Below are 21,520 nucleotides of genomic sequence, written 5' to 3' on the forward strand. Positions count from 1 at the left end.
TCGATCGTGGTACTGGCCGCCATGCGGGCCATCCTTTGGTCATGTCCATGTTGAGATGCGGGGCATGGAGAGGGAGCCGTACCTCAGCGACTTATCGGATGCCCAGTGGGCGTTGATCGAGCCGATGATCACTGCCTGGAAGCAGCACCGGGTGGCGCGGTCGGCGACCGGGGACCCTGGAGCCTGTGACCTGCGGGAGGTCGTAAACGCGATCTTCTATCAGAACCGGACGGGCTGTCAGTGGCGCTATCTTCCCCATGACTTCCCGGCCTGGTCGGCGGTGTTCTACTACTTCGGCTGTGGCGCGAGGACGGGCTTGACCAGCGGATCCAGGAACTCCTGCGCTGCCAGGTGCGGGAGACAGCCCGGCGATTAGAGGACCCGTCCCTCGTGGTCATCGACACCCAGTCGGTCCGCGCGGCAGCCGGTGTCCCGAAGACCACGACGGGACTGGACGCCAACAAGAAGGTGTCGGGGCGCAAGCGGGGGCTGGCCGTGGATGTGATGGGGCTGATTATCGGCGTCGTCGTGCTGGCCGCGTCCGCCCACGACAACGCCGCCGGCACCGCTCTGCTCGACCAGGCCGCCGAACGATGCGGACACCGCCTGGAGAAGGACCTGGTGGACCAGGGCTTCAAGGACGAAGTCGTCATCCACGGCGCGATGCTCGACATCACCGTCGACATCGTCCGCCGCAACCCCGCCGACCAGGGCAAAGGCTTCGTCCCGCAGCCGAAGCGGTGGGTGGTGGAGCAGACGAACGGCACTCTGCTCCTGCACCGGCGCCTCGCCCGTGAGTACGACCACCGACCAGACACCTCCGCCTCGCGCGTCTACTGGGCCTCCATCGCGAACATGACACGCCGCCTCACCACCCCGAGTCCGGCCTGGCGCGACACCCTCGGACTGGCCGCATGAACGTCAACGAACTCCTGGCAGACCTCCAGGCCCAGCACGACGAGGCCACTGCCCGGGCCGGTGAACTACACGACCAGATAGAGCACTTGACCTCCGCCCTGGCCAAAACTGAAGGACGGCTTGCCGATCTGGCCACTACCCGAAAGGTCATCGCAGAAGTCGCACTGGCAGGAACCGAATCCGAACCGCCTGAGTTGACCACCGCCTACCAGGTCATCGTGAACGCCTTCAACACCCACCCCGACCAGGCGTTCCGGGTCCGTGAGCTGCACGAGCTCCTCGGCATGCCCACCGACGACCCGGCCATGAACGTCACCCGCAGCCGCCTCGGACGCCTCACCCGTCAAGGCTTCCTCACTCAACCCGGACGCGGTCTCTACCAGAAGCGGGCTTAGCGCCGCTTTGCGTGGGCTGAAATCGGCACGGCCGACGGCCGCCACTCTCGCCTGATCAATCCGAACACCCACGAGTCGGATACTTCGCCGTTCACGACGCAGTCTTCCCGCAACGTCCCTTCACGCATGAATCCGATCTTCTCCAGGACCCGGGCAGATGCCACGTTGCGCGTGTCGGTCTCGGCCTGGATTCGATTCAGGTCCAGTGTGTCGAATGCCCACTGCAGCAGGGCGTGTGCCGCCTCCGTCGCGTAGCCATGGCCCCACATCGCCTCGGTGAGGCAGTAGCCCAACGACGCGCTGCGGTAGTCCGGGTTCCATTCGGCCAGAACGCACCAGCCGATGAAGGCCCCGTCAGAAGCACGGTCGATGGCCACCCGCGCCCCGGTGCCTTCGTCCGCCATCGTCCGGCACATCGCGATGAAACGCTCGGCGCGGGCCCGGTCGGTCCACGGCGGGGAGTCCCAGTAGCGCATCACGTAGGTGCTGCTGTGCAGCGCGAACAGGGGGTCCGCGTCGGCGTCGGTGAAGGGTCGCAGTCGCAGGCGAGCGGTGTGCAGTATGGGGGTGGCCAAAGTCATGCGCACCATCTTGTGTCCTCATGGGGCGGGCAGAACACCGAATATCCGATCACGGTCCGGCCCTCACGACCAAGGCACCGCCTACCAGCAGATCGTGCATGCCTTCAACGAGCACCCCCGACCAGACATTCAGGGTCTGCGAACGGCACGACTACTCGGCCTGCCCACCGACGGCCCAGACATGAACGTCACCCGCAGCCGCCTCGGACGCCAAGGCTTCCTCACCCAACCGCACAAGGCCACTACTAGAAACGAACTTAACGACCTCTAAGAACCAACCCCGTTACCAGGGCCTCCCTATAGAGCAAAGACAACACTCAGGAGCCACCCCCCGGCTGACCGGCTCCCGCTGTTACAGCTGTAGAGGGCGGCGTTCGCCATCGGGTCTTGCCACTGCTACCGTCCGCTCGTCCCGGACGGCGACCGCATCGACTGGATCCTCGCCACGGCCGGCGTGACCGTGCACTCCGCCACCATCAACACGTACGAGCCGCGCGGCCAGTACCCCAGCGATCACCTGCCGGTGCAAGCGAGCCTGACACTCGGGTGAAACGCGTGGCGGCCGGCGTTGACCGCGGTGAGCAGGCCGATCCCGAGGGTCGCCACCACCATGGCGGCGACCCGGGACCATCAGCGATGTCTTCGTGGAGGGGCGGGAGCCGCACCGTAGGTCTTCATCAGGTACGGGTCCAGCGCTGGTTGCTGCCGTTCGAGCAGGTGTAGAGCTGGATCAGGGTGCCGTTGGCAGTACCGGCCGAGACGGCGTCGAGGCAGAGGCCGGACTGGACGCCGACGATGGATCCGTCGGAGTTGAGGCGCCATTTCTGGTTGTCGGCGCCCCAGCAGCTGTAGATCTGGACTTTGGTGCCGTTGCCGGTGCCGCCGGCGTCCAGGCACTTGTTGCCGTAGACCCTGAGCTCACCGGCGGCGGAGTACGTCCACTGCTGGTTGGTGCCGTTGTTGCAGTCCCACAGTTGGAGCTGGGTGCCGTCGGTGGTGCTGCTGCTGGGCACATCCAGGCAGCGGCCCGACCCGACGCCCTTGATCTGTCCGGAATCCGAAGGGGGCGTGGTGGAGCCGCCGTTGAGTGCGTTGAGGACGGCGGTGTACGCGGGCTTCTTGCTGCCGTCGCCGTTGAACAGCAGCGGCGTGTCCTGCGAGCGCCAGGAGTCGGTGTCGCGTACACCCCAGACGGTGATGCCGAGGCAGCGCGAGACGGCCAGGCAGTCGTTGGTCACGTTGGCGTAGGTCGTGGACGAGGCGCCCTGGATGTCGAGTTCGGTGATGGCCACGTCGACGCCAAGGGCGGCGAAGTTCTGCAGGGTGGTGCGGAAGTTGCTGTTGTAGGGGCTGCCGCTGTTGAAGTGCGACTGGAAGCCGACGCAGTCGATCGGCACGCCACGCTGCTTGAAGTCCTTGACCATGGCGTACATGGCCTGGGTCTTGGCCCAGGTCCAGTTCTCGACGTTGTAGTCGTTGTAGCAGAGCTTGGCGGCCGGGTCGGCGGCGCGCGCGGTGCGGAAGGCGACCTCGATCCAGTCGTTGCCGGTGCGCTGCAGGTTGGAGTCGCGCCGGGCGCCCGAACTGCCGTCGGCGAAGGCCTCGTTCACGACGTCCCACTGGGCGATCTTGCCCTTGTAGTGGCCCATCACGCCGTTGATGTGGTCGATCATCGCCTGGCGCAGGGTGCTGCCGCTGAGGCTCTGCATCCAGCCGGGCTGCTGGGAGTGCCAGGCCAGGGTGTGACCGCGGACCTGCTTGCCGTTCTGCACCGCCCAGTTGTAGACGCGGTCACCGGCGGTGAAGTTGAACTGGCCCCGCTGCGGTTCGGTGGCGTCGATCTTCATCTCGTTCTCGGGCGTCACCATGTTGAACTCACGGCCCGCTATCGACGTGTACGCCGAGTCGCCCAGCCTGCCCGAGGCGATGGCGGTGCCGAAGTAGCGGCCGCTCTGCGCCGCCGCCGCACCGAGCGCGCTCTCGGCGGCGTGTGCTCTCGGCGGGGCGACCAGGGCGCCGACCGCAACCAAGACGCCGACGACCAGCGCCAACAGGAGCCCGCGGGTCTTCCGGCGGATATCGGGTTTGGAAAGGGCGTACGAGCCCATGACTGTGCCTCCAAGGTAGAAATCACGGAAGGACTGAAGTGCAGGGGTCGACCGGCACGAAAGGACTCCATCGCGGCTCAGCCGGGGAACCACCACGCGGCGTCGCGTACCTCTCCAACTGCGCGAAGAGCCAGGATGCGTGGGTGCGAACCTCACCGGAACGAAACGGGGTGGCGCAGGTGCTGTGGTGCGCGGATCTGCTGCGCGGCTGTGCGTGGACGTGGATCTGCCGTGCAGAACAGAGCGTCCAGGGTCAACATGGTTCGAAATCCCGGACTATGGCCGGTGTCTCAGACAGGGATGATTGAGGTATTGACGATGGCTCGTCAATACTCCCCGCAGAAGAAGTTTCCGTTCCTCGCCCGAAACTTTCCGAAATCCCAGCGAGTCAGCGGCGAACTCCTGACGCCACGACCGGTGGACGCCGTAAGGCCGGTTCGCGGTGTTGTGCACGGTATTTCCAGTCGGCACGACAGCCTGTCGAGCCCAACGGGGAGGCGCCGTTTGTAGACAGATCGGCGACAGGCCTTGACCGGACGGCCTCTCATTCCTAGCTTGTGGCGTCAATGAATCCGGGAACTTTCCGAAAGTTTTCGGGATCGCCCCTGTCCCCCTACCCCCGGCGTGGCCGCTCCGCGGTTCATCGGGGCCATCTCGCCCTCGCCCCTCAAGGAGTCCCTCTGATGTGGTTCCGCCATCCATCCCCGGTCCGCCTGAGACGTTTACTCGCCGTCCTGGCGCCCTTCCTGCTCGTGGCCACCTTCCTCGGTGCCCATCCCGCCAGCGCGGCGACCGTAGACACCAACGCCTCGTATGTGCTGGTCAACCGCAACAGCGGCAAGGCTCTGGATGTCTACAACTTGGCGACCGACGACGGCGCCCGCATCACCCAGTGGACCAGGAACGATCAGAACCAGCAGCAGTGGCAGTTCGTCGATTCCGGGGACGGCTACTACCGCATCAAGTCCCGCCACTCGGGCAAGGTGCTGGACGTCCACAACTGGTCCACCGCGAACAGCGGCGCGATCGTCCAGTGGACCGACCTGAACGCCACGAATCAGCAGTGGCGGCTGGCCGACAGCTCGGACGGCTACGTGAGGCTCATCTCGCGCCACAGCAACAAGGCCCTCGAGGTACAAGGCGCCTCCACCGCCGACAGCGCGAACATCGTCCAATACGACGACTGGGGCGGCACCAACCAGCAGTGGAAGCTCGTCAAGGTCGGCGGGGACACTCCCGGCGCCTGCGATCTTCCGTCGACGTACCGCTGGACCTCCACGGGCGCACTGGCGCAGCCCAAGCCAGGTTGGGCCTCGCTCAAGGACTTCACCGTCGTCCCGTACAACGGCAAGCAGCTCGTCTACGCGACGACGCACGACACGGGGACGAGTTGGGGTTCGATGAACTTCGGCCTGTTCACCAACTGGTCGGACATGGCCTCGGCCAGCCAGAACACGATGTCTTCCGCCACCGTCGCGCCCACGCTCTTCTACTTCGCGCCGAAGAACATCTGGGTGCTCACCTACCAGTGGGGCGGGACCGCCTTCTCCTACCGGACGTCGAGCGACCCCACCAACCCGAACGGCTGGTCATCACCGCAGGTGCTCTTCTCCGGAAGCATCACCGGCTCCGGAACAGGACCCATCGACCAGACGCTCATCGGTGACGGGACGAACATGTACCTGTTCTTCGCCGGTGACAACGGCAAGATCTACCGGGCCAGCATGCCGATCGGGAACTTCCCGAGCAGCTTCGGCGCGAACTCGACAGTGGTCATGAGCGATACGACGAACAACCTGTTCGAAGCCCCGCAGGTCTACAAGCTCCAGGGCCAGAACCGCTACCTCATGATGGTCGAGGCGATCGGCTCCCAGGGCCGCTACTTCCGCTCGTTCACCGCCACCAGCCTCAACGGCTCGTGGACACCCCAGGCCGCGACCGAGAGCAACCCCTTCGCCGGCAAGGCCAACAGCGGCGCCACCTGGACCAACGACATCAGCCACGGCGAACTGCTCCGCACCAGCGCCGATCAGACCATGACCGTCGATCCCTGCAATCTGCAATTGCTCTACCAGGGACGCAGCCCCAACTCCGGCGGCGACTACGGCCTCCTGCCCTACCGTCCGGGTCTGCTGACACTGCAGCGCTGACGGCGTGACACGGGTCCGGCCCCGGTTGGGAGCCGGCGGGGCGGGCTCGGCGAAAGGCCGAGCCCGCCCCGGTCGCGCGACAACGCCGGGCACATGTGCACTGCTACTGCGCCCGCGACGCGGCGGAGTGCCTGCTACGCGTCCGGGTCGCGCGCGATCCAGCCCGGTGAATCGAGCCGGATCGCACCGTCCCCCACCAGGGCGTGCCCGCCTCGACGGTCCGGCTGACCGTGCACAGCCGGTCGTGCGAGGTCTTCACCGCCCGCGGCAGGATGGCGCGGGCCCGATCGCCCGAAGGACCGTCCGGGAACGTGACGGAGAAGGTGACCCCGAGGTCCGACATCCGATTGCCGCTCCGCCGTCGTACGCGGTCCTCAAGCCCGGCGCCTCCGACGACGAGATCGTGGCTCTGGAAGAAACCTTCGGCGTGAGCGTTCCGGAGGAGTTGAAGGCGCTGTGGCGGCTGTCCGCCGGTGAGAGCGGCGTAGACGGTTCGGATCTCATGCTGGGCGGCTGGGCCCTGATGCCGCTCGACGCCGTGATCGAGGTCTACCAGATGCAGATGCGGTTCCAGGAGGAGAACCGCGCGGACGACACCGAGGACACGCTGGTGCTGTGGAAACCATCTTGGATACCGTTCTGCTCCTTCACCCCGACGACACCGTCCACGGCCTCTACCTGAACGGTGAGACCGGGGAAGTGTGCCAGTGGACGGATCTGCGCCTGGTTCGACGAATGGGAACAGCCCTCCCCCACCGGTCCCTGGTGGCCGCAGTGGATCACGCTGGGCGAGCTGGCCGAACGCCGCCCTCTGCAGGCCGGACCGTCCCGGCCGTCCTGGTACTACGGCACCCCCGGCATCGCCCACGCACGCGAAGCCGGGCGGGCGACCAGGTCGACCCGCCCGGCTTCGCTTCCCCTGCCGCGGCGCGCCTACCTCACGACACCTCGCGTGCGTAGGGCGCAACCGCGATCCGGTCGATCAGCGGGGCGTAGCGGGAGCGGAGCAGGGTGTCAGGGAAGGTATCCGAGGCATAGGTGGTGCCGTCGAAGTCGGGGAGTTCCTCGGAGCGGAAGGTGAGGGTGTTCTCGCCCTTCTTGAGGTGGACGGGGACGGTCAGTTCCCAGAAGTTGTTCTGGTGGAAGGTGTGGGGGAAGCCGACGCGCCGGGCCGCGCCGCCGTTGACGGAGAGGTCGGCGTGGCGGGCGAGAGGGTCCGGGTTGTAGTGGGTGGCCTCGGACTGTTCGGGGTTGGAGTAGCGGATGCGCAGCGCGTACAGGCCCGCGCGGTCGACGGGGACGGTGAAGGTCGCGGTGTTGCCATTGCCGGGGTCGCCGCCGATGCCGGTGATCGCCGTGCCGTCGGTGGCGAGCGAGAGCGGCGTCAGTGTGGCCGAGCCGGCGAGCGCCGCGTCCTGAGCCTCGTACGTACGGGGCGTGAGCGTGCCCTGGGTGGGTGTGACGGTGAGGCGATCGAGGAGGGTCGGGGCCGAAGTCCCCGTCAGCGTCACCTTGTTGAGGCCGCCGGAGAGGGACACAGCCACGCTCTGGTGCCTCTTGGACAGGCTCAGGACGTCGTGCCCGTTGACGGCGAGTCGGGCGCCGGTGCCGACGAGTGTGTCGACCTTGAGGGTTGCCTCGCGGTCGGCCGGTGAGGAGACCCAGAACGTGGCCGTCTGGTTCTTGGCGATGCGGGCCGCTCCCGATCCGGTGTCGTAGACGGGGCGAGCCCCGCCGCCCAGCCAGGCCAGTTCGCCCTCGTGGACCTGAGTGGTGGCCGACGGCGTGGGCAGCGCGAGGGTGAGGCGGTCGACGATCGCGTCGCCCTTGGTGGCGCGCTTGCCGTCGAGGCTCTTCGCGGCGAGCGTCAGGGTGTGCTTGCCCTTGGTGAGCTTCACCTTGGTGTCGGCGTGGTCCCAGACCACCCATTTGTAGCCGAGCGGCAGGTTCAGTTCCTGCTCGCTCGCCGCTTCGCCGTCCACGCTCAGGAACACGTTCGTGGGGCCCTGTTCCTTCACCTTGTCGTAGGTGTTGAGGGAGTTGGCGAAGACGCTCAGGTCGTAACGGCCGTCCTCGGGGACGTCCACCGTGAAGTCGAGGGTGACGTCGGAGCCGGTGCGCAGGCCGCCGACGTCGTAGCCGCCGGAGGTGTAGAACTTCGAGACGTCGGAGGTCGATCCCTCGGGGCCGTTCTTCGTGTACCCGGACCCGGTGTGGGCGGCGTCCTCCGCTTCGAACGACGCCTGCCAACTCACCGGCGGGGACTGAGGGTTGGTGACCCTTCCGGTGGACGGGCCGAGGATGATCTCGTACGCCGACGACTCCTTCAGCCTCGGCAGCGCACCGTCGCCGAAGTCCACGGTCGCCTTGCCGTCGTCGGAGACCTTCAGGTCCGTTTCCGTGAGCAGCTTCGGGCCTGTGTTGTCGCCGATCTGTCCGCTCCAGTCGATCTCACGGACCCAGGCGTGCACCTGCTCTCCGAAGAGCTTCTTCGGGATGTTGTCAAACGTGATGTGGCCCTGGCCCGTGGAGCCGCCGAAGAGGAGACGGGCCTGTCGCTTGTCGCGGTCGAGGGTGGCGACGCCCTGCATCGTGTAGTTCTGGCCGGGGAAGGGTGGCGTCACCTGCACCGTGTGCCCGGTCATGGAGGCGTACGCATTCAGCAGCCACCACTGGCCGTTGCCGCGGTTGGACTGCACGGCGGAGTCGGAGAGGTTGCCGTCGATGTTCCAGTACGCGATGTCGGCGTCGACCTTGGACTCCTCGATCGCGGAGACCCACTGGATCATCTGGCCGGGCACCGAGGTGTGGTAGTTGAAAGCGTATTCGTTGATGTTGACGGGGAGTTGGGTGCCTTCCCTGTCCGTCCCCTTGAACAGGTCCTTCTCCCACGTGCGGTATGTGGCGACGCTCTGTCGCACCGCTTCCGGGTGGCTGAGCTCGTGCCAGGTGATCACGTCGGGGAGCGTGCCGGCGGCCAGGGCGTGGGTGAGGAAGCCCTTCACCTGGGAGTACAGGACGCTGGTGTTGGGGCCCGCGATCCGGGCGTCCGGCATCCTGCCCTTGATGAGCTTGTACGCGTCGTCCCAGGCGGCGAAGTACGCGTCCGGGTCGCTGAGCCAGCTGACCTTGTCGTAGCTCCACTCGCCGGTGCCGAACATGTTGCCCTCGGGCTCGTTGAACGGCACGAAGACGATGTTGTCCTGGTACTGCTTCGGCAGTTGGAGGACCTGGTCGACCTGCTTGGCGATCTTCTCCTTGTAGAGCTTCAGCTTCTCCTCGGGGGTGTCGCCCGGCCACTGGTACGGGAAGCCGCGGTGGATGTCGGTCATGTAGATGTACACGTCGCCGTCGGTCGAGTCGGCCAGCGGCTTGACCACGTCGAGGGCGTCGGCGCCCGGGTGTTGCGGGCCGTCCTGCGCCTTGGTGGAGACGGTGCGCAGGCCCATGCCCTCGATGAGGTTGTTCGAGGGGACGTCGGGTCCGTAGACGCCGTAGAGGGTGCCGGAGGCACCGCCGTGGAACGCGCCCGTGTTGGAGCCGAGGTCGACGGTGAGTGCGCCCTCGCGGACCACGGTGACCGTTGCCTTCACCGCGCGTCCGGCCGCGGTGCCGGCGACCGTGAAGGTGCCTGGTCGCGCGTACTTGTCGGAGGGCACGGCGTCCCAGGTGACGGGTGCGTCGCGGTCGTAGCCGTCGGAGTAGGTCGAGCGGACGGCCGCCGGCAGCGACGGGGCCGTACCCGTCGTCGTACGCACGTCGAAGGTCGTCTTCGACAACTCCGTGAGGGTCGGCAGCTGTCCGCCGACGGTGTCCGCCACCTGCTCGGGACTGAGCGCCGCATGCCACACGGTGAAGTCGTCGATCGCGCCCTTGAAGAGGGGGTCCGCGTAGAAGGACTTGCCGAGGTAACCGGCCGTCGTGGCCGAACTCCCCAGCAGATCCTTTGCGTTGACGGTGGACTTGGCGGAGGAGACCGGCACGCCGTCGAGGTACGTGGTGACCCGCTGGGCCGCGGTGTCGAGGGTGACGGTGATCGTCCGCCACGCGTCGGCGGGGAGCGGGGCGTACCCGGACACCTGCGCCTCCGCGCCGCCTCCGCCGGTGGTCACCGAGGTGCGGAGCAGCCCGTCGCCGTTGTACGGGGTCGTGAACAGGTACTTCGACGTGTCGGTGCCCAGGTCGAAGACGCGCTGCCAGGGAGCCTTGTCGCCGCTCCACTTCACGCGCGCCGAGACCGTCAAGTCAGCGCTGTCGGCGAGGACTTCGCGGGGCAGACGGACGTATGCGCCGTCGGACGTGGACGCGCCGCCGGGCAGGGCGAGGGCCTTGCCGCCGTCGGCGCCGGTGACGGACTGGGCGGTGGAGCCGTTGACCAGGGTCGCCGTGCGGCCGTTGCCGGACGCGTCGGTGATCTTTCCGGAGGCGAGGTCGTCCTGGTCGAAGGTGTAGTGGACGGCCGGCCCGGGCGGGTCGGCGGCCTGCGCGGGGGCGGCCGGGGCGGCCAGCAGGCCCGCGCCGAGGGCCAAGGTGACGGCGGCCGGGGCCCGGCGCCGGGATGGTCTGTCAGCGGATGACATGGATGAGTCCTCGTCTTCGACCGGTGCGGGTGACGTGGGGGAACTGCCCTGGTGCGGGGACTTGTCGCGGCGCACAAGCCAGTACACGGGCCTGTACGGGCGCCGGAAGGATCAATTCATCGAACCGGTTCGGCAAGCTAGCACCGGGCGAAGACGCATTCAATCCCTCGCGCAGAACGAACTTTCCGCCATTTCAGGCGAGTTGGTAAGTCATGCAGGAGGTCTTGACAGGCGTACGGTCCCTTCCTACGTTCACTCCACGCGAACCGGTTCGACGAGTGGCCGGTGTCCGCTCGTCCCGTGAGGAGTTGCCGTGAACATCGGTGAGATAGCCCGGCTGGCCGGTGTCTCGCGCAGCACCGTGTCGTACGCGCTGAGCGGCAAGCGCCCGGTGTCGGAGGAGACGCGCCGCAAGATCCAGCGTGTCGTCGACGAGCTCGGCTACCGGCCGAGCGCCAGTGCGCGGGCTCTCGCCAACGGGCGTACCAGCACGATCGGTCTCGTCTTCCCGCCCGCCGGGAACCACTACACCGGCATGCAGCTGGACTTCATCGGCAGCGTGGTGGAGGCCGCCGCGGCCTGCGACTACGACGTGCTGCTGTCCCCGAGCGGCGCGGACAGCGACCGTTCCTTCCAGCGGCTGCTCGGGGAGCGGCGGGTCGACGGCGCGATCCTGATGGAGATCCGGCTCGAGGACGACCGGGTGGACCACCTGGCCTCGGTGGGTTTCCCGGCGGTCGCCATCGGCCGGACCGCGCACAACGACGACGGCTGGTGGGTGGGCCTGGATCACACGGCGCTCGCGGAGGCGTGCGTGCACCACCTCGCGGACCTCGGCCACCGCCGCATCGCCTTCGTCAACAGGCCCGAGCAGCTGCTGCGTTCGGGATACGAGTCGGCGTACCACGGCCTGGAGGGCTTCACCAAGGCCGCCGCGGAGCGCGGGCTCACGGTCCGCGCGTACTGCTGCGGGGACGACGCCGCGTCGGGGCAGAGCTGCGTCGAGCGCATCCTGCACGACGACCCGGCGACCACGGCCCTGGTCACACTGAACGAGGCGGCGCTGGGCGGCCTGTACCGCGGGCTCGCCCGGGCGGGCCGCCACGTGCCCCGCGACTTCTCCGTCACCGGCGTCGTCGCCAGCCGCTGGGCGGAGACCGTGACACCGCAGCTCACCGCCGCCGACGTACCGGCCCCCGAGATGGGCCGGCTCGCCGTCGATCTGTTGATGGAGCGGCTCGACCAGCCCGACGCACCGGCCCGGCACCATCTGCTCACGCCGCCGATCTCGCTGCGGGCCAGCACCGGGCCCGCCACCTCCGACTGACCTACCCGTCCCCTCCGCCCGGCCCCGTTTCGCCGTGCTCACGGCACCCGCATGCCCAAAACCAAAGGACCCCTGCCATGAACAGCTCCTCCGGACAACGCCGCCTGGTCGTCGCGGCCCTGACCGCCCTGGCCGTTACGGCCGGCGCGACCGCCTGTTCCTCCGGTTCGGGCAGCGCCGGTTCCAAGGACGCCGACAGCGGCACGTACACCGTCTGGGATCCCTATCCGCAGTTCGCCAAGAGCTCGGCCTGGGTGAAGCTCCTCGACCAGTGCGGCGCCAAGGCCGGTGTGAAGGTCAAGCGGACCGGGTTCGACACCAGCGACCTGGCCAACAAGACGCTGCTGGCCGCGCAGCAGGGCAACGCGCCGGACGTCCTCGTCGTCGACAACCCGGTGGTCTCCACCCTCGCCGACGGGGGCGTCCTCACCTCGACCGCCGACACCAAGCTGGACACCTCGATGGTCGACGCCAACCTGCTTGCCGCCGGGCAGTCGGGCGGCAAGACGTACGGCACACCGATCGGCGCCAACACCCTTGCCCTCTACTACAACAAGAAGGTCCTTCAGCAGGCCGGAGTGGACATCGCCTCGGTCAAGGACTGGCCGTCACTGACGGCCGCCCTCGCGAAGGTAAAGAAGGCGGGCAAGAAGGGCATCACATTCTCGGCGATCGGCACGGAGGAGGGCAGCTTCCAGTTCCTGCCGTGGTTCTGGGGCGCGGGCGCGAAGCTGACCCAACTCGACTCCTCCCAGGCCGAGTCGGCGCTCTCCTTGTGGAAGGACTGGCTGAAGGACGGCTACGCCCCGAACTCCGTACTGAACAACACGCAGACCACCAGCTGGCAGGAGTTCGCGAGCGGCGACTACGCCTTCAGCGAGAACGGCACCTGGCAGCTCGCGAACGCCAAGAAGGCCGGTCTCGACTACGGCGTGCTGCCCATCCCCGGCGCCACGGGCGGCGCCGCCGCGGCCCCGACCGGCGGCGAGTTCGTGACGATCCCCGTCCAGCAGGACACCGGCCGCTACGCCACCTCGAAGAAGCTGGCGGCCTGCCTGACCAGCACCACCAACATCTACGCCACCGACACCACCCTGTCCTACGTGGCGCCGACGAGCGAGGTCCAGGACAAACAGGTCGCTGACAACCCCGAGTTGAAGCCGTGGGTCGCCGCGGTCAAGGCGGCCAAGGGCCGCACCAGTGACGACCTGGGCACCAAGTACCCCAAGATCTCCGAGCAGTTGTGGAAGGCCGTGCAGTCCGCTCTCAGCGGGTCCAAGTCGCCGAAGGACGCGCTGAGTTCGGCGCAGGGCGCGGTCAAGTGACATGACGCCGATGAAGCAGACCACACATCCGCCGGACCTCCCCCGGCCCACGCCCGTTCCCGCCGAGCCGGCCCCCACTCCCCCGCCCCGAGCCGAGAAGCGACGACGGCCCGCCTCCACCCAGTGGGCCGCCTGGGCGTTCCTCGCCCCGGTGACCGTCTACCTCGTCCTCTTCTACGCGTATCCGCTCTACCGCAACCTCGACCTGAGCCTGCGCAACTACACCGTCCGCTCCTTCGTCCAGGGCGACGCACCGTTCACGGGCCTGAAGAACTACCGCACCGTCCTCGACGACCCGGCCTTCGCCCCGGCCCTGCTCCACACCGCCGTCTTCACCTTCGTGTGCCTGGCCTTCCAGTACGCGATCGGGCTGGCCCTCGCGGTCTTCTTCAACCAGCACTTCCGGCTCGCCGCGACCCTGCGGGCCCTGTTCCTCGTACCGTGGCTGCTGCCGCTGATCGTGTCGGCGTCGACGTGGTCGTGGATGCTCAACAGCGACTCGGGGATCGTGAACGCCGCCCTGCACGCCGTCGGTGTCGACCCGGTCAACTGGCTCACGTCGCCGTCCTGGTCGCTGACTTCGGTGATCATCGCGAACATCTGGATCGGTGTCCCGTTCAACCTGGTCGTGCTCTACAGCGGCCTGCAGTCCATCCCTTCCGGCCTGTACGAGGCCGCCGCGCTCGACGGGGCGAACGCCTGGCAGCGGTTCTGGCGCATCACCTTCCCGCTTCTTCGCCCGGTGTCCGCGATCACGCTACTGCTGGGCCTGATCTACACGCTCAAGGTCCTCGACATCATCTGGATCATGACCAAGGGCGGCCCGGCGGACGCGTCCACCACCTTCGCCACCTGGTCCTACCAACTCGGCTTCGGCAACATGCTGCCCGCCTTCGGGCCGGGAGCCGCCGTCGGCAACCTGCTCGTGGTCGCGGCCCTGGTCTTCGGCCTGGTCTACATCCGGGTCCAGCGGCGACAGGAGGCGTTGTCGTGAGCCGAACTCATGTGCGTACAAAGGCCACTTGGTTCAAGACCACGATCGGCGTCGTCCTGACCGCCGTCATGCTCTTCCCCGTCTACTGGATGCTGAACGTGTCCCTCACCCGGGACACGGACATGCGCAAGAGCCCGCCCGACCTGCTCCCGCTGCACGGCACCCTGACCGGCTACCGCACCGTCCTGGACGAGCAACTGCCGTACCTGGGAACGAGTTTGGTCATCGGCCTGGGGACCGTCGCCCTGACCGTGGCGCTGGCCGCGCCCGCCGGGTACGCGCTGGCCAAGCTGCGCCCGCGCGGCGGCCGCGTCCTGAGCTTCGTGCTGCTGGCCGCCCAGATGATCCCCGGCATCATCATGGCGATGGGCTTCTACGCCATCTACCTCCAGCTCGGGCTGCTCAGGACCGTGCCGGGGCTGATCGTCGCCGACTCCACCCTGGCCATCCCGTTCGCGGTGCTCATCTTCACCGCGTTCATGTCCGGCATCCCCGGCGAACTCCTCCAGGCCGCGCGGACCGACGGCGCGGGGCCGCTGCGCACGTTCTGGTCGATCGTCATGCCGATGAGCCGCAACGCCGTGGTCACCGTGTCGCTCTTCGCGTTCCTGTGGTCCTGGTCCGACTTCGTGTTCGCCAGCACCCTTGCGAACGGCGGCGCCCACGAGCCGATCACACTCGGCATCTACCACTACATCGGCAACAACAACCAGCAGTGGAACGGCATCATGGCCACCGCCGTCCTGGCCTCGCTGCCCGCGGCCGTCATCCTCGTCCTCGCCCAGCGCTACGTCGCCGCCGGTGTCACCGCCGGCGCGGTCAAGGACTGATCTCCCCTTCGCCATGGCCCCTCGTCGCCGTGGTCACCCCTGCCCGAGAAACGAGTGACACCACATGACCGCCGCCCGTCCCGGCCCGGCCTTCTCCGTCCACGACATCCCGTTCAGCACGTACGGGTCCTGGTTCGACCTCTCCCCCGTGGTGGCGGAGAAGACCCACGCCGACGACCTCCACCTCGTCTCGCACCAGAACGGCATGCACGCCGTCCTGCGCCTGATGCCTCTCGACCCCGCGACGGGCGACCGGGCGGAGACCCGCGTGGAGGCGACCCCGGGCCTGCTGAGCTGGCTCGGCGCCGCAGGACGCGTCGACCTCGCCTACCAGTCGCCGGACACCGTGCGGCTGCGCGGCGAGGGGCTGGGCCTGCAACTCGACGCGGCAGCAGAGACGTTGACCCCGTTCAGTGGCACCTACTTCTTCCACGACGCCGCCGTCGACGCGCACGTCTTCACGTCGTACGAGACCGGGCGCCGCTACCGCGTCACCGTGCTGTCCGGCACGGCCTCCGCCTTCGGCAGCCAGAGCCTGGGCGCCGCCGAGCGCGGACTGACCATCGACCCCGAGGGGGACGCGCCCTGGGAGATCGCGGTCGAGGAGATCGACACGGCCCGCCCTCGGTACGTGGCGTCGGCCGCCTTCGCCAAGATCGTCGAGGCGGCGCAGAACGCCTTCACCGACTTCGCCGACACGGTGGCTCCCTGGCGCTCGGCCGCCACGCCCGCGGCCGAACTCGCCGCCTACGTCCTGTGGTCCGCGACCGTACGCCCCGCCTCTCTGGTCACCCGGCCCGCCGTGCTGATGTCCAAGCACTGGATGGACAAGGTCTGGAGCTGGGACCACTGCTTCAACGCCCTTGCCCTGGCGCCCGGTTGCCCCGAACTGGCCTGGGACCAGTACCACCTGCCCTTCGACCACCAGGACGAGACGGGGGCGCTGCCCGACTCGGTCACGCACTCCGAAGTCCTGCGCAACTTCGTCAAGCCGCCCATTCACGGGTGGACGCTCGGGCACCTTCGACGCCGCCTGACCATGCCGCTCGGGCAGGACGAACTGGCCGCTACGTACGATCGGTTGGAGCGCTGGACGAACTTCTGGCTCACTGCCCGCCGCGCACCCGGCGCCGCACTCCCCCACTACCAGCACGGCAACGACAGCGGCTGGGACAACGCCACCGCCTTCGACCCGGAACGCGTCGTCGTCACCGCCGACCTGGCCGCTTTCCTCGCCCTGCAGATGCGTGAACTGGCCTCCCTCGCCCAGGACTTGGGCCGTCCGGACGGCGCCGAGCGCTGGGCGAGCGCCGCCGAGGAGATCCAGACGGCGATGCTCGACCAGCTGTGGCGCGAAGACCGCTTCGTCACCCAGGGCGTCGACAGCGGCGAGACCTGGTCCAGCGCCGGCCTCCTCGACCTGATGCCCATCGTGGTCGGCGAACACCTCCCGGCCCGGATCAGCAACGTACTGGCCGCCCGCATCGAGGCCCATCTCACCCCGCACGGCCTGGCCACCGAACGCCCCTCCTCGCCGCACTACCTGTCCGACGGCTACTGGCGCGGGCCCATCTGGGCCCCCGCCACGGTCCTCGTCGAGGACGGGCTGCGCCGCGCCGGGCACCTCCGGCTCGCGGACGACATCAGCGCCCGCTTCCGCACCCTGTGCGAGACCCACGGCTTCGCGGAGAACTTTGACGCCCTCACCGGGACCGGGCTGCGCGACCGCGCGTACACCTGGACCGCCGCCGCCTATCTCCTGCTCGCCGCAGCACACGTACACAGGGAATCCCACTGATCAGTCGGGCCGGGACGGAGCCCGCAGTGCGACCTTGTATCCGCCCTCCGGTGTGGGCGCGGCGGTGAAGGTGCCGTGGAGCAGCTCGGCGCGCTCGCGCAGGCCGATCAGGCCCTGGCGGGAGCTGGGCGGGGCTACGGCCGGGCGGGTGGGCGCCGTGTTGGTGACGGTGACGGTGAAGTGGTGGGCGTCGTGCCACAGGTGTACCTGGGCGCGGGCTCCGGGGGCGTGCTTGCGTACGTTGGTGAGGGCTTCCTGGATCGTGCGGTAGACGATGCGTTGGGCGGTCGTGCCGATGTCGGTCGGGAGCTCTTCGGTCAGGGTCTCCTTCGATGCCGCTGTTGGCGATCAGCTGCTGGAGATCGGCGAGGGTGGGCTGGGGGGTGAGCTCGGTTTCCTTGCCGCCGGAGGCGCGCAGCAGCGTGACCATGTGGCGGAGTTCGTCGAGGGTGTTCACGCTCAGGGAGCGGATCGTGCGGGCCGCGTCGCGGGCATCGGGTTCCTTGGCGGCGACCTGGAGTGCTCCGGCCTGCACGGCGATGAGGCTGACCTGGTGGGAGACGACGTCGTGCATCTCCCAGGCCAATTGGGCGCGTTCGTCGCCAAGTACGGCCTGAAGGCGCCCGCCACGTGGGACGACTTCATAGCCGCCGGCGAGAAGCTGAAGAAGCACGGCGTCTACGTCACCAACTACGCCGACGAGGACCCGAGCACGCTCGAGGTGCTCGCCATGCAGGCGGGCGCCCCACTGGTACGCCATCGACGGCGACTCCTGGAAGGTCGATTGGAGATGCGGCGAAGACGCCGGCCGGGACGAACCAGAGCGGCGGCGTCACGCTGGTGACGAAGGAGTGCGCGCACCAGGAGCAGGCGGCCGAGGTGGCCCTGTGGATGTCCACGGACACCGGCGCGGTCGAGACGATGGCGAGCCCGGAAACGGGCAACGGAGTGATGCCCGCCCTCGCCGACAGCAACGCGTACGTAGGCAAGTCGATCTCCGAGAAGCTGCTCGGCAAGAACTACGAGCCCGCCAAGAAGGTCGTGACGGACAGCCTCGGCACCGTGACCACGGACTGGGTCTTCGGTCCGAACTGGACAGCGATGTACACCGAGCTGGCAGCGGCCTCGAAGAGTTCGCGGGGCACCGCCTGGAGCGCGGAGTAGAGGATCACCATCGCGCGGCGCGTCCTGGAGACCGGCCAACGAGATCAGGACAAGCACCGGGCGCTTCGGGACCACCCTCGCTCCACCGTGGCGTGGACGGCACCGCTGCCGTGCGTCAGGCGCGGCGAGCCCAAAACGATGTCGCCAAGGTCAACCGTGAGCGGTGCCGCACGGCGGCGCCCCTCAAGAAGCAGGTGCCGCCGTGCTCTTGCGGACGACGAGGCTCGTCGCCAGTTCGAGACGCGTGGTCACCGGTTCCTGGTCACGCAACCGCATGATCATCTGCACCGCTTCCTCGGCCATCTCCCGCAATGGCTGGTGCACCGTCGTCAGGGCCGGGCTCGACCAGCGAGCCACCGGCACGTCGTCGTAGCCGACCACCGACAGGTCCTGCGGCACCCGGAGACCGCGGACTCGGGCCGCCTCCAGGACGCCGAGTGCCTGCAGGTCGCTGCCCGCGAAGATCGCGGTGGGCGGCTCGGGCAGATCGAGGAGTTCGAGGGCGCGCTCGAAGCCGCCCTCGACATGGAAGTCGCCGTAGCGGACGAGGGCGGGGTCGGCTTCGATGCCCGCCATGCCGAGCGCGGAGCGGTAGCCGTCGAGGCGGGCGTGGGAGCAGAGCATGTCGTCTGGCCCCGTGATGATCCCGATGCGGCGATGGCCGAGTTCCACCAGGTGCCGGGTGGCGACCCGCCCCCCGGTCCAGTTCGCCGAGCCGACCGAGGGTACGTCCGGGTCGGGGTCGCCGGCCGGGTCGACGATGACGAACGGGATGGAGCGCGACTGCAGCCGCTGCTTGACCTCGGCGGGCAGCGCAGAGAAGACGAGCACCACGCCGCGCGGCCTGCGCTGCATGACGCCTTCGATCCAGTCGGGGGCGGGTGCGTGGCGGGTGCCGCTCTCGGTCAGCACGACGCTTGCCCGGTGCGCCTTGGCGACGTTCTCCACGCCACGGATCAGCTCCATCGCCCAGATGCTGTCCAGCTCGTGGAAGACCAACTCGATGAGGGGCGCCTCGCGGGCGGCCCGCGTCGTGCGCCGGTAGGAGTGCGTCTCCAGAAGGCGCTCCACCTTGACCCGGGTCGGGGCGGCCACATCCTGCCGCCCGTTGAGCACCTTCGAAACTGTCGAAATGGAGACGCCTGCCTTTTGGGCCACCTCGGCGAGGGTGATGCGGCCCAAGTCCTCGTCATCACGCATGCCTTGGAGCATAAGGCACGGTCAGACCCCTCGGCGTCGTAACGCTTTGATAACTCGACGAATCGGGCTTGACCGCCCACCGGGCGCGACCTAGCTAGACTCGTGAACTTTCGACAATAATACCGAAACAGTTTCGAGAGCGATGACTCTACGCGCACGGTTGCCGAGATCGGTCGCAGCGGGCGGTGCTGCCCTGGCCCTGTGCTGTCCCTGTCCGGGTGCGGTTTGGCGGCTCGTCCGCGGCAGGCTGCAACGACGGGAAGATCCACGTCCTGGTCTACGGGGACGCGGCGAACAAGGTCGAGAAGCAGCTGATCGCCACCTTCAACAAGCAGTCGAAGTTGAAGGCGGTCCTGGACACCATCCCCGGCGCGGACTACCAGGCGAAGCTGCAGACGATGACCAAAACAGCAAGCAGGCGCCCGACGCGTTCTTCAACTGGGGCGGTGGCAGCATCAAGCCGTTCGTCGACGCGGACCTGCTGATACCGCTGGACCACTTCATCGCCGACGATCCCGCCCTGAATATCTCGCGCCTCGCCTCGGCCAGGCCACCGAGGTCTCGAACCTGGACCCGGCCCCGGCATTCGGCCCCGGCATTCGGCTTCGGCTTCGGCTTCGGCTTCGGCTTCGGCTTCGGCTTCGGCCACGGTCTGACCTACACCACGTTCGACTGGAGCGACCTGCGGAACGGAAACGAACTCAGCGCCACCGACGGCGAGTTCGAGCTCGAGTGCACCGTCCGCAACACCGGCACACTGCCCGGGGCCGAGGTCGTACAGCTGTATCTGCACGACCCGGTCGCGTCCGTGGTGCAGCCGGTGCAGCGGCTCATCGGCTACGTACGCCTGCCGGAACTGGCGCCGGACGAAGCCGTACGGGTCCGGGTGCGCGTGCCCGCCGACCTCGCTTCGTTCACCGGGCGCGAGGGGCTGCGCCTCGTCGAACCCGGCGAACTGGAGTTGCGGCTCAGCGCGTCGAGCACCGAGCCGCGCCTGACGGCACGGTTCGCTCTCACCGGGCCCGTCCGGGAGGTCGATCACCGGCGCCGCCTGCACGCGCACTTCGCGTTCACTGTCGAACCATAGATCCGACAGATCGAAACTTTTCAGCCGCCCCGGTTCACCTGGAAGCCCCAACTCCCTTACAGCTAACAACTGATGGCGCGAGAACCTGGGTCAGGCAGATACTTCCAAAGGTCGCGGCGCTTTTCCACTCACCCAAGACAGCAAAATCTTTCGCGTCAAGTTCCGAAACTATTGACTCGACCGAACCTCAACGCCAGCATGTGCCGCACCGATCCCGGCAACAGATGGCCCTGTGCTCTCTTGTGCTCGGCCATCACCTTCACGAGGAGGATGCGTGCACGAGGACGACACCCGCACCCGGATCAGCCGCAGAGGCGTCATCGGCGGCGTCGGCGCACTGACGCTCGGCGCCGCGTCCGGCCTGCTGCTCCCCGCTTCGGCACATGCGGACACGACCATCACGACGAACCAGACCGGAACCAACAACGGGTTCTACTACTCGTTCTGGACCGACGGCGGCGGCTCCGTCTCCATGACCCTGGCCTCAGGCGGCAACTACCGCACGTCCTGGACGAATTGCGGCAACTTCGTCTGTGGAAAGGGCTGGAGCAACGGCAGCCGCAGGACCGTCCAGTACTCGGGGAGCTTCAGCCCGTCCGGCAACGGCTACCTGGCCCTCTACGGCTGGACGTCGAACCCGCTCGTCGAGTACTACATCGTCGACAACTGGGGCACCTACCGGCCCACCGGCACCTACAAGGGAGCGGTGACCAGCGACGGCGGCACCTACGACATCTACCAGACGACGCGGTACAACGCGCCGTCCGTCGAGGGCACCAAGACCTTCAACCAGTACTGGAGCGTGCGGCAGTCGAAGCGCACCGGCGGTGCCATCACCACCGGAAACCACTTTGACGCGTGGGCACGCGCCGGCATGCCTCTGGGCAGCTTCAGTTACTACATGATGCTGGCGACCGAGGGGTACCAGAGCAGCGGCAGTTCCAACATCACCGTGAACAGCTGATCCGGCCGCCTCGCGTCGGTTGCGCACCGCTCCGGTGCGCAACCGACGCGAGCAGTCGGCCCTGAGAGGCCTAGAACTGCGTGAAGAACTTCCAGACCT

General features: G+C 67.9%; 13 protein-coding genes and 7 pseudogenes. 14 read left to right on the forward strand and 6 right to left on the reverse strand.

The features are described 5' to 3' along the window. The first annotated feature begins 64 nt into the window (after nt 1-64). Together OHA58_RS01225 and OHA58_RS01230 are read left to right on the forward strand one after the other, a co-directional pair. Nucleotides 65-918 (forward strand): annotated as a pseudogene (locus OHA58_RS01225) (IS5 family transposase). Beyond that, nucleotides 915-1,313, forward strand: a complete 399-nt coding sequence (locus OHA58_RS01230) for a hypothetical protein (protein ID WP_405475389.1) — start codon at nt 915-917, stop codon at nt 1,311-1,313. Before OHA58_RS01225 ends, OHA58_RS01230 begins: the two are co-directional and overlap by 4 nt. On the opposite strand, the gene OHA58_RS01235 is transcribed toward OHA58_RS01230, so the two are convergent. Then, nucleotides 1,310-1,894, reverse strand: a complete 585-nt coding sequence (locus tag OHA58_RS01235) for a GNAT family N-acetyltransferase (RefSeq protein ID WP_405475392.1) — start codon at nt 1,892-1,894, stop codon at nt 1,310-1,312. The two genes, OHA58_RS01230 and OHA58_RS01235, sit on opposite strands and share 4 nt — an antisense overlap. A gap of 391 nt (nt 1,895-2,285) precedes the next feature. Here OHA58_RS01235 and OHA58_RS01240 point away from each other — a divergent pair. Further along, a pseudogene (locus OHA58_RS01240) lies at nt 2,286-2,444 on the forward strand (endonuclease); the annotation flags it as partial. Nucleotides 2,445-2,571: 127 nt separating this feature from the next. Here OHA58_RS01240 and OHA58_RS01245 read toward each other — a convergent pair. Further along, complete coding sequence (locus tag OHA58_RS01245; RefSeq protein ID WP_405475395.1) at nt 2,572-4,002, reverse strand: endo-1,4-beta-xylanase; 1,431 nt, start codon at nt 4,000-4,002, stop codon at nt 2,572-2,574. A 683-nt stretch (nt 4,003-4,685) separates the two neighbouring features. Between OHA58_RS01245 and OHA58_RS01250 the strand changes: the two genes are divergently transcribed. After that, nucleotides 4,686-6,152, forward strand: a complete 1,467-nt coding sequence (locus OHA58_RS01250) for a non-reducing end alpha-L-arabinofuranosidase family hydrolase (protein WP_405475397.1) — start codon at nt 4,686-4,688, stop codon at nt 6,150-6,152. 184 nt (nt 6,153-6,336) lie between these two features. Here the strand turns inward: OHA58_RS01250 and OHA58_RS01255 are convergent. Beyond that, nucleotides 6,337-6,507 (reverse strand): annotated as a pseudogene (locus tag OHA58_RS01255) (OsmC family peroxiredoxin); the annotation flags it as partial. A gap of 48 nt (nt 6,508-6,555) precedes the next feature. Here OHA58_RS01255 and OHA58_RS01260 point away from each other — a divergent pair. Continuing rightward, nucleotides 6,556-6,834 carry an SMI1/KNR4 family protein gene (locus OHA58_RS01260; RefSeq protein ID WP_405475400.1) on the forward strand — a complete coding sequence of 93 codons (279 nt, stop codon included), beginning with the start codon at nt 6,556-6,558 and terminating at the stop codon, nt 6,832-6,834. Between the two features lie 256 nt (nt 6,835-7,090). Here the strand turns inward: OHA58_RS01260 and OHA58_RS01265 are convergent, their stop codons facing one another. Beyond that, nucleotides 7,091-10,732 carry a LamG-like jellyroll fold domain-containing protein gene (locus OHA58_RS01265; protein ID WP_405475402.1) on the reverse strand — a complete coding sequence of 1,214 codons (3,642 nt, stop codon included), beginning with the start codon at nt 10,730-10,732 and terminating at the stop codon, nt 7,091-7,093. Nucleotides 10,733-11,045: 313 nt separating this feature from the next. Here OHA58_RS01265 and OHA58_RS01270 point away from each other — a divergent pair, with 313 nt between their 5' ends. The 5 genes from OHA58_RS01270 (at nt 11,046) to OHA58_RS01290 (ending at nt 17,006) form a co-directional block, all read left to right on the forward strand. After that, entirely contained in the window at nt 11,046-12,059 is a 1,014-nt protein-coding gene (locus OHA58_RS01270) for a LacI family DNA-binding transcriptional regulator (protein ID WP_405475404.1), read from the forward strand. A gap of 77 nt (nt 12,060-12,136) precedes the next feature. Further along, the gene (locus tag OHA58_RS01275; protein WP_405475407.1) at nt 12,137-13,384 is read left to right on the forward strand and encodes an extracellular solute-binding protein; all 1,248 of its coding nucleotides are present in this window, start codon (nt 12,137-12,139) and stop codon (nt 13,382-13,384) included. A gap of 10 nt (nt 13,385-13,394) precedes the next feature. Continuing rightward, entirely contained in the window at nt 13,395-14,378 is a 984-nt protein-coding gene (locus OHA58_RS01280) for a carbohydrate ABC transporter permease (RefSeq protein WP_405475410.1), read from the forward strand. A gap of 68 nt (nt 14,379-14,446) precedes the next feature. Further along, on the forward strand, nt 14,447-15,208 hold the full coding sequence (locus OHA58_RS01285; protein ID WP_405484667.1) for a carbohydrate ABC transporter permease: 762 nt from the start codon (nt 14,447-14,449) through the stop codon (nt 15,206-15,208). Nucleotides 15,209-15,272: 64 nt separating this feature from the next. Further along, nucleotides 15,273-17,006, forward strand: coding sequence for an amylo-alpha-1,6-glucosidase (locus tag OHA58_RS01290; protein ID WP_405475412.1), 1,734 nt, complete (start codon nt 15,273-15,275; stop codon nt 17,004-17,006). On the opposite strand, the pseudogene OHA58_RS01295 reads toward OHA58_RS01290, so the two are convergent. Next, nucleotides 17,007-17,622, reverse strand: a pseudogene (locus OHA58_RS01295) (sensor histidine kinase); the annotation flags it as partial. Between OHA58_RS01295 and OHA58_RS01300 the strand changes: the two are divergent. Continuing rightward, nucleotides 17,611-18,122: pseudogene (locus tag OHA58_RS01300) on the forward strand (ABC transporter substrate-binding protein); the annotation flags it as partial. The pseudogenes OHA58_RS01295 and OHA58_RS01300 sit on opposite strands and share 12 nt — an antisense overlap. A 231-nt stretch (nt 18,123-18,353) precedes the next feature. Here OHA58_RS01300 and OHA58_RS01305 read toward each other — a convergent pair. Continuing rightward, on the reverse strand, nt 18,354-19,382 hold the full coding sequence (locus tag OHA58_RS01305; protein WP_405475414.1) for a LacI family DNA-binding transcriptional regulator: 1,029 nt from the start codon (nt 19,380-19,382) through the stop codon (nt 18,354-18,356). A gap of 130 nt (nt 19,383-19,512) precedes the next feature. Here OHA58_RS01305 and OHA58_RS01310 point away from each other — a divergent pair. The 3 genes and pseudogenes from OHA58_RS01310 to OHA58_RS01320 form a co-directional block, all read left to right on the forward strand. Continuing rightward, a pseudogene (locus OHA58_RS01310) lies at nt 19,513-19,914 on the forward strand (extracellular solute-binding protein); the annotation flags it as partial. Continuing rightward, nucleotides 19,896-20,457 (forward strand): annotated as a pseudogene (locus OHA58_RS01315) (fibronectin type III-like domain-contianing protein); the annotation flags it as partial. The pseudogenes OHA58_RS01310 and OHA58_RS01315, both read left to right, overlap by 19 nt. A 274-nt stretch (nt 20,458-20,731) precedes the next feature. Further along, on the forward strand, nt 20,732-21,421 hold the full coding sequence (locus tag OHA58_RS01320; RefSeq protein ID WP_405475417.1) for a glycoside hydrolase family 11 protein: 690 nt from the start codon (nt 20,732-20,734) through the stop codon (nt 21,419-21,421). Nucleotides 21,422-21,520 lie beyond the last annotated feature (99 nt).

The sequence above is a fragment of the Streptomyces sp. NBC_00009 genome, from assembly GCF_045040855.1.
GTDB classification, from domain to species: domain Bacteria; phylum Actinomycetota; class Actinomycetes; order Streptomycetales; family Streptomycetaceae; genus Streptomyces; species Streptomyces aureus.